General features: G+C 66.0%; 16 protein-coding genes. 9 read left to right on the top strand and 7 right to left on the bottom strand.

The window, feature by feature from the left end; translation table 11 throughout:
* Positions 1-358: 358 nt before the first annotated feature.
* On the bottom strand, positions 359-1264 hold the full coding sequence (locus CHB74_RS12430) for an AraC family transcriptional regulator (RefSeq protein WP_089220031.1): 906 nt from the start codon (positions 1262-1264) through the stop codon (positions 359-361).
* Positions 1265-1487: 223 nt separating this feature from the next.
* On the opposite strand from CHB74_RS12430, the gene CHB74_RS12435 reads away from it, so the two are divergent.
* Positions 1488-2219: an SDR family oxidoreductase gene (locus tag CHB74_RS12435; RefSeq protein ID WP_089219947.1), complete on the top strand. Its 732-nt coding sequence runs from the start codon at positions 1488-1490 to the stop codon at positions 2217-2219.
* 11 nt (positions 2220-2230) lie between these two features.
* Here CHB74_RS12435 and pdeM read toward each other — a convergent pair whose 3' ends face one another.
* Complete coding sequence (pdeM, locus tag CHB74_RS12440) at positions 2231-2893, bottom strand: ligase-associated DNA damage response endonuclease PdeM (protein ID WP_089219948.1); 663 nt, start codon at positions 2891-2893, stop codon at positions 2231-2233.
* Between the two features lie 32 nt (positions 2894-2925).
* Positions 2926-3642 carry a dienelactone hydrolase family protein gene (locus CHB74_RS12445; protein ID WP_089220032.1) on the bottom strand — a complete coding sequence of 239 codons (717 nt, stop codon included), beginning with the start codon at positions 3640-3642 and terminating at the stop codon, positions 2926-2928.
* Between the two features lie 114 nt (positions 3643-3756).
* Here CHB74_RS12445 and gpmA point away from each other — a divergent pair, with 114 nt between their 5' ends.
* The 7 genes from gpmA (at position 3757) to CHB74_RS12480 (ending at position 9456) form a co-directional block, all read left to right on the top strand.
* Positions 3757-4443: a 2,3-diphosphoglycerate-dependent phosphoglycerate mutase gene (gpmA, locus tag CHB74_RS12450; RefSeq protein WP_089219949.1), complete on the top strand. Its 687-nt coding sequence runs from the start codon at positions 3757-3759 to the stop codon at positions 4441-4443.
* Positions 4444-4509: 66 nt separating this feature from the next.
* Positions 4510-4998, top strand: coding sequence for a 5-(carboxyamino)imidazole ribonucleotide mutase (purE, locus tag CHB74_RS12455; RefSeq protein ID WP_089219950.1), 489 nt, complete (start codon positions 4510-4512; stop codon positions 4996-4998).
* 10 nt (positions 4999-5008) lie between these two features.
* Positions 5009-6073 carry a 5-(carboxyamino)imidazole ribonucleotide synthase gene (locus tag CHB74_RS12460; protein WP_089219951.1) on the top strand — a complete coding sequence of 355 codons (1065 nt, stop codon included), beginning with the start codon at positions 5009-5011 and terminating at the stop codon, positions 6071-6073.
* A gap of 43 nt (positions 6074-6116) precedes the next feature.
* Complete coding sequence (locus CHB74_RS12465) at positions 6117-6434, top strand: hypothetical protein (protein WP_089219952.1); 318 nt, start codon at positions 6117-6119, stop codon at positions 6432-6434.
* 102 nt (positions 6435-6536) lie between these two features.
* Positions 6537-7736, top strand: a complete 1200-nt coding sequence (gene sucC, locus CHB74_RS12470) for an ADP-forming succinate--CoA ligase subunit beta (RefSeq protein WP_089219953.1) — start codon at positions 6537-6539, stop codon at positions 7734-7736.
* 44 nt (positions 7737-7780) lie between these two features.
* Entirely contained in the window at positions 7781-8530 is a 750-nt protein-coding gene (locus tag CHB74_RS12475) for an electron transfer flavoprotein subunit beta/FixA family protein (protein ID WP_089219954.1), read from the top strand.
* Positions 8527-9456 carry an electron transfer flavoprotein subunit alpha/FixB family protein gene (locus CHB74_RS12480; RefSeq protein ID WP_089219955.1) on the top strand — a complete coding sequence of 310 codons (930 nt, stop codon included), beginning with the start codon at positions 8527-8529 and terminating at the stop codon, positions 9454-9456. Before CHB74_RS12475 ends, CHB74_RS12480 begins: the two co-directional genes overlap by 4 nt.
* A 117-nt stretch (positions 9457-9573) precedes the next feature.
* Here CHB74_RS12480 and CHB74_RS12485 read toward each other — a convergent pair whose 3' ends face one another.
* Together CHB74_RS12485 and nhaA are read right to left on the bottom strand one after the other, a co-directional pair.
* Positions 9574-9903 carry a PilZ domain-containing protein gene (locus CHB74_RS12485; protein WP_089219956.1) on the bottom strand — a complete coding sequence of 110 codons (330 nt, stop codon included), beginning with the start codon at positions 9901-9903 and terminating at the stop codon, positions 9574-9576.
* Positions 9904-9949: 46 nt separating this feature from the next.
* Positions 9950-11164: a Na+/H+ antiporter NhaA gene (gene nhaA, locus CHB74_RS12490; protein WP_281253540.1), complete on the bottom strand. Its 1215-nt coding sequence runs from the start codon at positions 11162-11164 to the stop codon at positions 9950-9952.
* A 97-nt stretch (positions 11165-11261) separates the two neighbouring features.
* Here nhaA and CHB74_RS12495 point away from each other — a divergent pair, with 97 nt between their 5' ends.
* The gene (locus tag CHB74_RS12495; RefSeq protein ID WP_245842879.1) at positions 11262-12752 is read left to right on the top strand and encodes a DUF389 domain-containing protein; all 1491 of its coding nucleotides are present in this window, start codon (positions 11262-11264) and stop codon (positions 12750-12752) included.
* Positions 12753-12764: 12 nt separating this feature from the next.
* On the opposite strand, the gene CHB74_RS12500 is transcribed toward CHB74_RS12495, so the two are convergent.
* The gene (locus CHB74_RS12500) at positions 12765-13049 is read right to left on the bottom strand and encodes a hypothetical protein (protein ID WP_089219958.1); all 285 of its coding nucleotides are present in this window, start codon (positions 13047-13049) and stop codon (positions 12765-12767) included.
* Positions 13050-13120: 71 nt separating this feature from the next.
* Entirely contained in the window at positions 13121-15310 is a 2190-nt protein-coding gene (gene uvrB / locus CHB74_RS12505) for an excinuclease ABC subunit UvrB (RefSeq protein WP_089219959.1), read from the bottom strand.
* Positions 15311-15327 lie beyond the last annotated feature (17 nt).

Here is a 15327-nt window from a genome sequence, read left to right on the forward strand (position 1 = left end):
ACCCAGGGAGACCGTTTTACCGATCTGGAGAGGCGCGGAAGCGACCCGGGAAACACCGTGTCACCGCCGCCGGTGAAGGGGCTTCTATGGGGATCGCCCAACACCGTCAACAACCATTTTACACTTTTGTTGCCATCCATGGTCAACATGCGGAATTACAACGAATTTATCCGCTAACCGGACCTCAACCAATCCACCCGCCAACCCTCGCCCCAACCCCGCCAGCACCTGCCCCAAACCCCGCCGCAACACCCCACAATCCCCACCAAACCCGCTCCCCAAGCCGCTTTCACACACCCCACGCACACAGAATCACACCCACAGAATCAGCCGAATCAATCAGCGGTGAACGATTCGATCAGGCGACGAGCATCCCATCGGGGTCGCTCCTGATCCGGGCGACATCGCGCAGCGGCGGTGCGCCGAACAGCCGGGCATATTCACGGCTGAACTGGGAGGGGCTGTCATAGCCGACGGTGAATCCCGCCTGCGCCGCATCGCGCCCTTCGGCCAGAATCAGCCGGCGCGCTTCCTGCAGGCGAATGCGCTTCTGATATTGCAACGGGCTCATCGCGGTGACGGCACGGAAATGCTCGTGGAGCGACGAGGCGCTCATGCCGGCTTCGGCCGCCACCGTCTCGATCCGGAACCCTTCGGCGAAATTGCGGCGGATCCAGTCGATCGCCCGATTCACCTGCGCCAGCCGTCCGTCGCTCATTGCGATATGGCGCGCCTGTTCATGCTGGTCGCCGGTCAGCAGGCGATAGAGCACCTCCCGTTCGATCAGCGGCGCGAGGATCGGAATGTCGGACGGCCGATCGAGCAGCGCCACCAGCCGGGCGACCGCATCGGCGAGCTCTGCGGCAACCGGGGTCAGCATCAATCCGGGGGGCGTGCCGGTCGGGGCGGGGCGGGCACCCGCCGCCATCTCGACCACCAGGGACGACAGCAACGTCCGGTCGAGGCCCAGCCGCACGCATAGATAGGGTCGCTCGGCGCTCGCCTCAGTGACATGGCCGATCAGCGGCAGATCCGCCGACACCAACAGATAACGCGCGCGATCATATCTATAGATACCGTCGCCCAGCATCGCGACCTTGCGGCCTTGCGCCACCAGGCAAAGCGCCGGTTCGGCAATCGCGTGCGCCGGCTCGGTCGGCCGGGACGACCGGACCAGCATCAGCCGGGGGATCGCCGTCTCATGCGTGCCGTCCACGATCGCGTATCGTTCAATCAGGGACGCCAGCCGATCGAGAGCTTCCATCGCCATTCTCCTTGATGATGGCCTGCCATGCCCAACGCATGGCGGAAAGGGCGCGGCCCATGGTTCGGAGGATCGTGCAATCATGGCGGAGCATCCGGCTACCGCCCGGGCCATCGGCGCCGGCATTTATAGGGCCGCAGCGGCCCCCGTCCCGTGACGCCCGCTCCCCCCAGGCAAGGCCCACTTCAAAGCGGGCCGCCCTCCAAACAAGGAATGCCCATCCATGTCCGACATCGCCAACAAGGTCGTCCTTATCACCGGCGCCAGCAGCGGCATTGGCGAAGCGACCGCCCGTCACCTTGCCGGCCGCGGCGCCCATGTCGTTCTCGGCGCGCGCCGCGCCGACCGGCTCGAAACCATCGCGGCCGAGATTCGCTGCGCCGGCGGCTCGGCCATCTATCGCCCGCTCGACGTGACCGATCCGGCCGACATGACCGCGTTCGTCGACTTCGCGATCGAGGCCCACGGGCATATCGACGTGCTCGTCAACAATGCCGGCCTGATGCCGCTATCGCCGCTCGCCGCGCTCAAAGTGGACGAGTGGAACCGGATGATCGACGTCAACATCAAGGGCGTGCTCAGCGGCATCGCCGCCACGCTGCCGCGCATGAAGGCGCAGGGGCACGGCCATTTCGTCAACGTCTCGTCGGTCGCGGGGCATCGCGTGATGCCGACATCGGCGGTCTATTCGGCAACCAAGTTCGCGGTGATGGCGCTGTCCGAAGGTCTGCGTGTCGAGAATGACGATATCCGCGTCACCGTGATCTCGCCGGGCGCCACCGAATCCGAACTCGCGCACACCATCACCGATGCCGATACCGCCGCGATGATCGATCGCTATCGCCAGATCGCGATCCCGGCGGATGCGATTGCCCGCGCGATCGGCTTCGCCATCGAGCAGCCGGGCAATGTCGACGTCAACGAGATCATCGTCCGCCCGACCGCCCAGCCCTGAGCGGACCGGCTTCAGGCGGCGAGCGGGAAGCGCAGCAGGCGATCGGCCAGGGGGACGAGCGCCTGCGCGTCGCGGCCAACCGCCCGGACGATTTCGGGGTGGTTCGCATCGAGCCCGCCGGTCAGCGCACCGAAAGCGGGCAGGATCAGCTTGGTGGCGCTGGCGACGAAGCAGCGCCGGGCCACCTGGCGGCCACGCAGCGCGATTCGCAATTTCGGATGGAAATGGCCGGAAAGCTCGGGTCGCGGATCGGCGGGATCGGCCTCGTGCCGCAGGATCAGCCCGTCCACCTCCGCCTCGCGCACCACCGCGCCACCGCAGCGATCGACCAGACCCGCATCATGGTTGCCGGTGATCCAGGTCCAGCGCGTGCGCCCGGTCAACGCCCGTAACATCGCCTCCGCTTGCTCCGGCAATCGATCGCAGCCCGCCGAATCATGAAAGCTGTCGCCCAGGCACCAGATCTCGGCCGCGCGGGTCTGTTCGGCGACACGGGCCAGATCGGCCAGCGTCGCGATCGAATCATAAGGCGGCAGCATCTGCCCGCCGGCCGCGAACCAGCTCGCTTTCTCCAGATGGAGATCGGCGACGAGCAGCGCGCGGCGCGCCGGCAGCAGCAGTGCGCCATGGGCCTGCGCCGCCATCTCCACGCCGCAGAACGAAAAGCGAACCATGCTCCGCTATAGAACCGGCGCAGCGCCCGGCGCTAGCCCCACAATTCGTCGAGGAAATTACGCATCGCCTGCCAGGATCGCCGATCCGCCTTCGCATCATAAAGCAGGCCGAAGTCGGGATTGTTCGCGCCCGGCGCGGTGAAGGCGTGGCTGGTGTTGCCGTACATGTGAATCTGCCAGTCGGCTCCGGCGTCGGTCAGCTCGCGGCCAAGCGCGACCGTCTGGTCGGGGGTCGCCAGCGGATCCTCGAAGCCGTGGAGCACCAGCACCTTGGCGCTGATCGGCTTGTTGGCGAAGGGCGGTGCATCGAACACGCCATGGAAGCTGACGACGCCATCCACATCCGCGCCCGACCGCGCGAGATCGAGCACGCACTTGCCGCCAAGGCAGAAGCCGATCGCCGCGGTGCGGCCGGCATCCACTTCGGGCAAGCCCCGCAGCAATTCGAGCGTCCGGTTGATCCGCGCCTGCAGCACGGCACGATCGCTGCCCAGCTCCCCCGCCAACGCCATCGCCTCGTCGGTATTGGTCGCGCGCCGGCCCTGGCCATAGAGATCGATCGCAAAGCCGACATAGCCGAGCTCGGCGAGCGCGATTGCCTTGCCCGTGTCGAAATCATCCTGCCCCATCCAGTTGTGCGACACGAGCACGCCGGGGCGCGGGCCGGTGGCCGCGTCATCCCATGCGATCACGCCTTCGAACGTGCCGCCGGGCGCATCATAGATCAGGGGCCGCGTCTGGATGGTCATCTGCGTCTTTCCTCCGTCGATCATGCGCGCATCGCATGTCGCGCCAGCGCATGACAATGTTGAGACTCGCGAAATGGACGCTAAGAGGCCCCCGACACCCGCACAGGAGACCCCATGCCCACGCTTGTCCTGATCCGCCACGGCCAGTCGGCCTGGAACCTCGAAAACCGCTTCACCGGCTGGTGGGATGTCAACCTGACCGAACAGGGCATCGCCGAAGCCAAGGCCGCGGGCGAGCTGATGGCCGCCAAGGGCCTCGATTTCGACATGGCCTTCACCAGCTTGCAGACCCGCGCGATCAAGACGCTGAATCTGGCGCTTGAGGCGATGGGCCGGCTGTGGCTTCCGGTCGAAAAGGACTGGCGGCTCAACGAACGCCATTATGGCGGGCTGACCGGCCTCAACAAGGCGGAGACCGCCGCCAAGCATGGCGATGCCCAGGTCAAGATCTGGCGCCGCTCGTTCGATGTTCCGCCGCCGCCGCTGGAAGCGGGCAGCGAGTGGGATCTGTCGCAGGATCGCCGCTATGCCGGGATCGCCATCCCGCAGACCGAAAGCCTGAAGGACACGATCGCGCGCGTGCTGCCTTATTGGGATGCCCGCATCGCCCCGGCGCTGACGAGCGGCCAGCGCGTCGTGATCTCGGCGCATGGCAATTCGCTGCGCGCGCTCGTCAAGCACCTGTCGAACATCCCCGACAGCGAGATCACCGAGCTTGAAATCCCGACCGGCCAGCCGATCGTCTACGAGCTCGCCGACGATCTGAGCGCGAAGGACCGCTATTATCTGTCGGAACGCTGAGCGCACCGACTTCATTGCGCAAAGCGCGGCGATTCCTTAAAGGCCGCGCTTTGCCGGGGAGACGACATGGCCGACACCGGGCCGTTGATCGGGATCATCATGGGGTCCCGTTCCGATTGGGAAACGATGCGCAACGCCGCCGAAACGCTGGAAGCGTTGGGCGTCGCGCACGAGTGCAAGGTCGTCTCCGCCCACCGCACGCCCGACCGGCTATATGATTATGCCAAGTCGGCGGCCGACCGCGGGCTCAAGGCGATCATCGCCGGCGCCGGCGGTGCCGCGCACCTGCCCGGCATGGCGGCGTCGATGACGCGGCTGCCGGTGCTCGGTGTGCCGGTCGAATCCAAGGCGTTGAGCGGCATGGATAGCCTGTTGTCGATCGTCCAAATGCCGGCCGGCATCCCCGTCGGCACGCTCGCCATCGGCCGCGCCGGTGCCGTCAACGCGGCTTTGTTCGCCGCCGCCATTCTCGCGACGACCGACGACGCGCTCGCCGCCCGGCTCGATGCCTGGCGCGCGAAGCAGACCGCCGACGTCGCCGAAACCCCGGAGTGAAGCAGACCCGATGATCGTCCCCCCCGGATCGCGTATCGGCATCGTCGGCGGCGGCCAGCTTGGCCGGATGCTCGCCATGGCGGCGGCGCGACTCGGCTATCGCTCCTATATCTACGCGCCCGAGGCCAGCGGCCCGGCGGGCGACGTCACGGCGGGGTGGACGCAGGGCAGCTATGACGATTCGGTCGCGCTGGCGGATTTCGCCGCCTCGGTCGATGTCGTCACCTATGAATTCGAAAATGTGCCGGTGGCGCCGCTCCGCATGCTGTCGCAGCGGCTGCACCCCAATCTGGCGGCGCTGGAAGTCGCGCAGGACCGGCTGACCGAAAAGGATTTCGTCGCGCGGCTCGGGCTCCGGCCCGCCCCCTATCGCGCGGTCGACGATCTTGCCGGGCTTCGCGCCGCGATTGCCGAACTCGGCGCGCCCGCCATCCTGAAGACGCGCCGCTTCGGCTATGACGGCAAGGGCCAGGCCCGGCTCCAGTCGGCGGACGATGCCGAGGCCGCCTGGGAAGCGATCGGCGGCCGTCCGGCGGTGCTCGAAGGCTTCATCCGCTTCGATCGCGAATTTTCGGTGATCGCGGTGCGGGGCCATGATGGCGGCTTCGCCACCTGGGACGTGCCGGACAATGTTCATGAAAACGGCATCCTCGCCACCTCCACCGTTCCCGCGGGCGCGCTGATCGCGGCGCAGGCGGCCGAAGCGATCGAGATGACCCGCGCGGTGGCCGACGCGCTCGATTATGTCGGCGTGCTGACCGTCGAATATTTCGCCACCGCAGCCGGCCCCGTGTTCAACGAGATGGCCCCGCGCGTCCACAATAGCGGTCACTGGACGATCGAGGGCGCGGTGACCTGCCAGTTCGAGAATCACGTCCGGGCGATCTGCGGCCTGCCGCTGGGATCGACCGCGCGCGCCGCGCCGCGAGTCGAAATGCGCAACCTGATCGGCACGCAGGCGGACGACTGGGCCGCCATCCTCGCCGATCCCACCGCGCACCTGCACCTTTATGGCAAGGGCGATCCCCGCCCGGGCCGCAAGATGGGCCATGTCACCCGGCTGCTCGGCGAATAATCCGCTCAGCCCGGGTTCATCGAATCGGACACAAAGCACCACGATGAGAATTTTTCCCTGGCTCCTCGCCTGCGCGCTGCCGCTTGCCGGCTGCGCTTCCGTCACGCCCGAAGCCAAGGTCCGCACCTCGCTGATCGATGCCGGCATCGCGCCGCCGGTCGCCTCCTGCATGGCCGAACGGATGGTGGATCGCCTGTCGATCACCCAGCTCAGGCGCCTGCAATCGCTGGCGAAGCTGCCGGAGAAGGATGTGGGCGGGATGACCGTCGATCAGTTTCTCTACCAACTCCGTGCCTTGCAGGATCCGGAGATCTTCTCGGTGGTCAGCCGGGCCGGCCTCGGCTGCGCGATAGCAGGCTAATCGCCCCATCTTTGCGCCAGCAAGCACGCCTGTGGGCTTTCATTCGCGACACTTTCATGCTTTAGGCCGGCGGATTTTGAACCGGATCAGGCTGGGAGCGTCATGAACATCCACGAATATCAGGCCAAGGAACTGCTGGCGAAGTTCGGCGTCGCGATTCCCGCGGGCCATGCAGCCCTCACCGTTGACGAGGCGGTTGCCGCCGCCGGCAAGCTGCCCGGGCCGCTTTATGTCGTGAAGGCCCAGATCCACGCCGGTGGTCGCGGCAAGGGCAAGTTCAAGGAACTCGCGCCGGAAGCCAAGGGCGGCGTCCGCCTGTCCAAGACGCTCGACGAAGTGCGCGCCAACGCCACCGACATGCTCGGCAACACGCTCGTCACCATCCAGACGGGTGAAGCCGGCAAGCAGGTGAACCGCCTCTACATCACCGACGGCGCCGACATCGCCAAGGAATATTACCTGTCGATGCTGGTCGATCGTCAGACCGGCCGGATCGCCATGATCGTGTCGACCGAAGGCGGCATGGACATCGAAGAAGTCGCCCACTCGACGCCCGAGAAGATCCGCACCATCACCATCGACCCGGCCGAAGGCTTCCAGCCGCACCACGGCCGCGCCGTCGCCTTCGCGCTCAAGCTCAAGGGCGATCTCAACAAGCAGGCCGTGAAGCTCGCCCAGCAGCTCTACACCGCCTTCACCTCGACCGACATGTCGATGCTCGAGATCAACCCGCTGATCGAAACCACCGACGGCAAGCTGCTCGTCCTCGACGCCAAGGTCAGCTTCGATTCGAACGCGCTGTTCCGTCACCCGGACATCCTGGCGCTGCGCGACGAGACCGAGGAAGATCCCGCCGAGGTCGAAGCCTCGAAGCATGATCTCGCCTACATCAAGCTCGACGGCAACATCGGCTGCATGGTCAACGGCGCCGGCCTCGCCATGGCGACGATGGACATCATCAAGCTCAACGGCGCCTTCCCGGCGAACTTCCTCGACGTCGGCGGCGGCGCCACGAAGGAGAAGGTCACGGCGGCGTTCAAGCTGATCCTCAGCGATCCGGCGGTCGAAGGCATTCTCGTCAACATCTTCGGCGGCATCATGCGCTGCGACATCATTGCCGATGGCATCGTCGCGGCCGCCAAGGAAGTGAACCTCTCGGTTCCGCTGGTCGTCCGCCTCGAAGGCACCAACGTCCAGCAGGGCAAGGACATCCTCGCCAATAGCGGCCTGCCGATCGTGCCGGCCGACGATCTCGGCGATGCCGCGAAGAAGATCGTGGCGCAGGTGAAGAAGGCCGCCTGATTGCCCTCCCCGGGAAATCAAGGACAGCCGAAGGAGATTAGGACATGAAGGTACTCGTGCCCGTGAAGCGGGTGATCGACTACAACGTGAAGCCGCGCGTGAAGATGGACGGCACCGGCGTCGATCTCGCCAACGTCAAGATGTCGATGAACCCGTTCGACGAAATCGCCGTCGAGGAAGCCATCCGCCTGAAGGAAAAGGGCGTGGCGACCGAGATCGTCGCGGTGTCGATCGGTGAAGCCAAGGCGCAGGAAACGCTCCGCACCGCGCTCGCCATGGGCGCGGACCGGGCGATCCTCGTCGTCGCCGAGGGCGATGTCGAGCCTCTCGCCGTCGCCAAGATCCTGAAGGCCATCGTCGATGAGGAGGCCCCGGGCCTCGTCATCCTCGGCAAGCAGGCGATCGACGACGATTCGAACCAGACCGGCCAGATGCTGGCGGCCCTCACCGGCCGTCCGCAGGGCACCTTCGCGTCGAAGCTCGAAGTCGCCGGCGACACCGTCACCGTCACCCGCGAGGTCGACGGCGGTCTCGAAACCGTCAGCCTCAAGGCGCCGGCGATCGTGACCACCGATCTCCGCCTGAACGAGCCGCGCTATGCGTCGCTGCCGAACATCATGAAGGCCAAGTCCAAGCCGCTCGCGCAGAAGACCCCGGCCGATTATGGCGTCGACACCACGCCGCGCCTCAAGACCCTCAACGTCTCCGAGCCGCCGAAGCGGACCGCGGGCGTGAAGGTTGCGGATGTTGACGAGCTTGTCGCCAAGCTCAAGGCGCTGGGAGTTGCGGCATGAGCGTTCTGGTCCTCGTCGAACATGACAATGCGTCCGTGAAGGATGCGACGCTGGCCGCCGTCACGGCCGCCGGCAAGCTGGGCGAAGTCCACGCGCTCGTCGCCGGCGCCGGCGCGCAGGCTGCGGCCGACGCCGCCGCCAAGATCGCGGGCGTCGCCAAGGTGCTGCTCGCCGACGACGCGGCCTATGGCCACGCGCTCGCCGAAAACGTCGCCCCGCTCGTCGTCGATCTGATGGCGAACTATGACGCGTTCGTCGCGCCCGCCACGTCCAACGGCAAGAACATCGCGCCGCGCGTCGCCGCGTTGCTCGATGTCATGCAGATCTCCGACATCCTGTCGGTCGAATCGGCCGACACCTTCACCCGGCCGATCTACGCCGGCAACGCGATCGCCAAGGTGCAGTCGTCGGATGCCAAGAAGGTCATCACCGTGCGCGGCACCGCCTTCGAAAAGGCGGCGACGGACGGCGGTTCGGCCTCGGTTGAAGCCGTTTCGGGCAAGGGCGATGCCGGCCTGTCGAGCTTCGTCGGCGCCGAGATCTCCAAGTCGGAGCGTCCGGAACTCACCTCGGCCAAGATCATCGTGTCGGGCGGCCGTGCGCTCCAGAACAGCGAAAACTTCCACACCATCATCGAACCGCTGGCCGACAAGCTCGGCGCGGGCGTCGGCGCCAGCCGCGCCGCGGTCGATGCGGGCTATGTGCCCAACGACTATCAGGTCGGCCAGACCGGCAAGATCGTCGCTCCGGAAGTCTATATCGCGGTCGGTATCTCGGGTGCGATCCAGCACCTTGCCGGCATGAAGGATTCGAAGACGATCATCGCCATCAACAAGGACGAAGACGCCCCGATCTTCCAGGTCGCGGACATCGGCCTCGTCGGCGATCTCTTCAAGGTCGTGCCGGAGCTTACGTCGAAGCTCTGATCGCCCTGAAGCGAAACAGAATGAGGGCGGTCCGCAAGGGCCGCCCTTTTTCTTTGGCCTCGCGGGCCTGCCGGCGATCCACGCGGTCGCCAGCACCGATCGCCCATGCGCTGATCGTCAGTGCAGATTCGGCGCCTCGGCGACGATGCGGACCAGCGTTTCCGGCGTGATCGGTGTTTCGAACTGGCAGCCGATTCGCCCATCGTCGCACCACACCACCCGCGCGGAAAGCGCGGCAAAGCCCGGCACGCGCAGCCAGATCAGGCTACCCGGCTGCACGGGCGCATAGCTTTTGGCCATGAAACCGGCGATCGAGATGTTGGAGACGACGCAGCCGATCCCCTTCATCCCGGCCATGCGCAGGCTGGCATTCAGGTCCACCGGGCGACGCGCATCGCTGCGCGCATCCTCGCTCCGTTGTTCATGGATCACCGCCAAGATGCGCAAAGTCGCCCGCCTACTCCACCGGAGCAGGCAGCTTACCGCGTGATCCTTAATTTTGGCTTGTAGTTCGATATCTTGGTGCGACGCGTAGCAACAAATATCCGGCGAATGCCGAAACCAGCGATCCGCCGAGGACGCCGATCTTCACCTCGTCCACCAGTTGCGGATCGGCAAAGGCCAGCCCGCCGATGAACAGGCTCATGGTGAAGCCGATGCCGCACAAGAGCGCGACGCCATAGACCTGCAGCCAGGTGGCGCCCGCCGGCCGTTCCCCGATGCCGAGCGCGACCGCGATCCGCACGCTCGCGAAAATGCCGATCTGCTTACCAAGGACGAGGCCCAGCGCCACGCCTGCCGGCAACGGCGCCAGCAATTGTTCAAGCCCGACGCCCGCCAGCGACACGCCGGCATTGGCAAAGCCGAACAGCGGCACGATCGCATAAGCCACCCAGGGGTGCAGCCCATGTTCCAGCCGGTGCAGCGGCGAATCGGCAGCATCGGGCGCGGCCGGGGTGATGCGGATCGGAATCGCGATCGCCGCCAGCACGCCGGCGATGGTGGCGTGAACGCCCGACAGCAGCACCGCGAACCACAGGCCGATGGCAAGCAGCAGATAGGGCCACAATTTGATCACGCCGGCGCGGTTGAGAATGAACATCGTGCCCCACAGCACGCCCGCCGCCAGCAACGCCGGCCCGCCGATGCTGGCGGTATAGGCAAGCGCGATGATCGCCACCGCGCCCATGTCGTCGACGATGGCCACCGTCGTCAGGAACAGCTTGAGCGACGCCGGCGCCCGGCTGCCCAGCAAGGCGAGCACGCCGATCGCGAAGGCGATGTCGGTGGCGGACGGGATCGCCCAGCCACGGGCGAGCCCCGGCGCATCGCGGGTGACGGCCAGATAGACCATCGCCGGCACGATCATGCCGCCCGCCGCCGCCACGATCGGCAGGCCGCGATCCTTCCAGGTCGCCAGATGCCCGTCGACGAATTCGCGCTTGATCTCCAGCCCGACGAGCAGGAAAAACAGCGCCATCAGCGCATCGTTGATCCAGAGATGCACCGTCATCGGCCCCAGCTTCGGCGTCAGGACCGGCCCGGTTTCCATGTGGAGGAAATGAAAATAGGCTTCCGCGAGCGGGCTGTTGGCCACGATCATCGCCAGTGCGGCGGCGATCATCAGCAATATGCCGCCCGATGCCTCGGATTTCAGGAAATCACGCAGCGCGGAATTCGCACCCCGGCGTTCGGCGGCCTTGGTCACTGTCGCTCCTCGTCGGCAATCGGTGCGAATTGGGGTAGACCATGACGGCCCTGTTTTGAACCTTGAGAGTATGAAAATGGCACCAAGAGCCTCCGAAATGGGGATGGAGACGGCGAAAAAGACGAACGCGCACGGCATCCGCCGGTGGTGGCAGCATCACGCCATCGCCACCGTCGATCATGTCGACGTGATCCAGAAAGTGCATGAAGAGTCCGCCTGGTCGCCGCGCTATCTGTTCATGATCCTGATGTCGGCGGGCATCGCGCTGCTAGGCCTGCTGCTCTCCTCGCCGGCCGTCGTCATCGGCGCCATGCTCATCTCGCCGCTGATGGGGCCGATCATCGGCGTCGGCTTCGCGCTGGCTCTGTTCGATTTCGACGAGCTGAAACGATCGGCCACCGCACTCGCGCTCGGCGCGGTGATCGCCGTGCTGTTCACCGCGCTGATCGTCGCGGTCTCGCCGATCCAGACGGTCACGTCCGAAATCGCGGCCCGCACCCGGCCCAATCTGTTCGATCTGCTCGTCGCGCTCTTCTCCGCGCTGGCGGGCAGCTATGCGATGATCCGGGGCAAGAGCGGCACGATCGTCGGCGTCGCCATCGCCACCGCCTTGATGCCGCCGCTCGCCGTCGTCGGATTCGGCCTCGCGACGTGGAACAGCGCGGTCTTCGGCGGCGCGCTGCTGCTGTTCATCACCAACCTCATCACCATCGCGCTCTCCGCCACGCTGATGGCCCGGCTCTACGGCTTCGCCTCGCACCTCTCGCCCAGCCAGTCACGCTGGCAGGGTGCATTGCTGATCGCGACGCTCGTCATCCTGTCGGTGCCGCTCGCGCTCACCCTGCGCCAGATCGCGTGGGAAACGCTGGCCGCCCGCCAGGCCCGCGATGTCGTCCGCGCCCAGTTCGCCGGCAATGCCCGGCTGTCCGACATCGACGTGGATTATGCCGCCGAACCGCTCACCGTCCGCGCCGAGGTGCTGACCCCGGCGCTCGTCGCCAACGCCAATGCCAAGGCCATCGCCGAACTTAGCCGCCAGCTCGAACGGCCGGTGAATGTCGAAATCTATCAGGTCCGCATCGGCTCCGCCGCGCGCGACGCCGAAACGGCGGAGCTTGCCGCCGCGCAGGCCGGTGAACTCAGCCGGGTGCAGGAAAGCCAGGTCGCCACCCTGCTCGAACGCCTGTCGGTGGCGACCGGCGCGTCGAAGGAACAGGTGACGCTCGATCGCACCAATCGCCGCGTCATCGTCGCCGCGACGCCGCTTCCCGGCGCCACGATGGCGGCCTATCGCCTGCTCGAACAACGCGCCGCCGCCAATATGACGGGCTGGTCGGTCACGCTGATCCCGCCGGCCGCGCCGCTGCCGTCCGTGCGCTTCACCGATGACGTGCCCGATGCCGCCGCGCTCGACACCGCCGCCTGGGCGCAAGCGCGCATTCGCGTGCCGATCGGCGTGGCCGGCGGCACGACCGCGCAGGCCGATGTGGTTCTCGATGAGTTGAAAACCCGCAAGGTGGATGCCCGCCGCAGCGGATCGGCCGGCACGCTCCGTCTCGAATGGCTGGCCCCCGAGGAATCGGAATGAAGCGATGGCCGCTCAGTGCAGGCTGAGCGGCATCCGCACCTTCACCTTGGGCCCTTGCAGGCGCCAGCGCAGGCCATTGCGGTCATCGGCATAGCTGTCGGCCAGTTCGCCCAGCATCCAGCGCGATCGCGCCGCCTCGGCCACCGATTCGCTTTCCACCGGCGATTTCCAGCGTTCGCTGATCACCACCGAACGCGCGGATGGCCGTGACGGGCTGGCGGGCGTGGCAGGCGCCGCCAGCGCGGTGCCGCCGCACAGGCAGCCCAGCATGCCAAGGATGAGATATTTCGAAAGCATCGGCAGGCCAGTCCCAATGACCTCCCGATGATAATGCCTCAGATCGCCTGCGGTTCCGCGATTTCCGTGCGCTAGCGCCGCCCGCCGAACTTGCGCTGCGTCTTGCCGAAGCGGGTCTTGCGCGTGCCCGGCTTGCCCTCGGTCGAATGCCCCCTGATCGGCGCACGATGCTCCTCGACCGGCAGGCCCAGTTCCTGCTGCTCGAGCCGGCGAATCTCGTCGCGCAGCCGGCCGGCTTCCTCGAACTCCAGGTCGGCGGCGGCCTTGCGCATCCGGCCCTCCAGTTCCTCGATATAGCCGCGCAGATTATGGCCGACCATGTGGGGCCGATCCTCGATGCCGGTGTCGACCGTCACCTGGTCCTTCGACGCCAGATGGCCGACAATGTCCGCCACCGCGCGCTTCACGCTCTCCGGCGTGATGCCGTGCGCTATATTATATTCGACCTGCTTTTCGCGGCGGCGCTGGGTTTCCGCCATGGCGCGTTCCATCGATCCGGTGATCCGGTCGGCATAGAGGATCACCTTGCCCTCGGCGTTGCGCGCCGCACGACCGATCGTCTGAATCAGCGAGGTTTCCGATCGCAGGAAGCCTTCCTTGTCGGCATCGAGGATCGCCACCAGCCCGCATTCGGGAATGTCGAGGCCTTCGCGCAGCAGGTTGATGCCGACCAAAATGTCATAGACGCCAAGGCGCAGGTCGCGGATCAGTTCGATGCGCTCCAGCGTCTCGACGTCGCTATGCATGTAGCGGACCTTCAGCCCCGCCTCGTGCAGATATTCGGTCAGGTCCTCCGCCATCCGCTTGGTCAGCGTCGTCACCAGCGCGCGATAGCCCTGTTCGGCCACCGCGCGGCATTCGCGCACCAGATCGTCCACCTGGTCTTCCACCGGCCGCACTTCCACCGGCGGGTCAATCAGCCCGGTCGGGCGGATCACCTGTTCGACGAAGACGCCGCCGGTCTGCTCCATCTCCCACGAACCCGGCGTCGCCGAAACGCACACCGTCTGCGGGCGCATCGCATCCCATTCGTTGAAGCGCAGCGGCCGGTTGTCGATGCAGCTCGGCAGGCGGAAGCCATATTCGGCCAGCGTGATCTTCCGCCGATGATCGCCCCGCGCCATGCCGCCGACCTGGGGCACCGTCTGGTGGCTTTCATCGACGAACAACAGCGCATTTTCAGGCAGATATTCGAACAGCGTCGGCGGTGGCTCACCCGGAAGGCGGCCGGTCAGAAAGCGGCTGTAATTTTCGATGCCCGCGCAGCTTCCGGTCGCCGCGATCATCTCCAGGTCGAAATTCGTCCGCTGCTCCAGCCGCTGCGCCTCCAGCAACTTGCCCTCGGTCTGCAATTCCTTCAGCCGCTCGCCCAGCTCGTGGCGGATCGCCTCGCTCGCCTGCTTCAGGGTCGGCCCCGGCGTCACATAATGGCTGTTGGCATAGACGCGGATCGAATCGAGCGACGCCGCCTTCTTGCCGGTCAGCGGGTCGAACTCGGTGATCTCCTCGATCTCGTCGCCGAAAAAACCGATCCGCCAGGCCGAATCCTCATAATGCGACGGGAAGATCTCCAGATTGTCGCCGCGCACGCGAAACGTGCCGCGGGTGAAGGCCTGATCATTGCGCTTATACTGCAGCGCCACCAGCTTGCGGATGATCTCGCGCTGGTCGACCGTCTGACCTTTCTTCAGGTCGAAGATCATCGCCGAATAGGTCTCGACCGATCCGATGCCATAGAGGCACGAAACCGACGCGACGATCAGCACATCGTCGCGCTCCAGCAGCGATCGGGTGGCCGAATGGCGCATCCGGTCGATCGCCTCGTTGATCGACGATTCCTTTTCTATGTAGGTGTCGGTCCGTGGCACATAGGCCTCGGGCTGGTAATAATCATAATAGCTAACGAAGAACTCGACCGCATTGTCGGGGAAGAAGCTCTTGAACTCGCCATAAAGCTGGGCGGCCAGGATCTTGTTCGGCGCCAGCACCAAGGCGGGGCGCTGCAGCGCCTCGACCACCTTGGCCATGGTGAAGGTCTTGCCCGAACCGGTGACGCCCAGCAGCACCTGATCGCGCTCGCCCGCCTGCGCCTGTTCCACCAGTTCCGCGATCGCGCCGGGCTGGTCGCCCGAAGGCTGATAGTCCGAAACCAGTTTGAACGGCTTGCCACCTTCCGCCTTGGGCGGCCGCTCGGGCCGGTGGGGAACGAAGCTGTCGCCGGTTTCCGGTTCGGCCAGGCTGGTGCGAATCTGGATTGCCATCGCCGTCGAATATGGGA

Source organism: Edaphosphingomonas laterariae (assembly GCF_900188165.1).
In the GTDB taxonomy this organism is placed as follows: domain Bacteria; phylum Pseudomonadota; class Alphaproteobacteria; order Sphingomonadales; family Sphingomonadaceae; genus Sphingomonas_E; species Sphingomonas_E laterariae.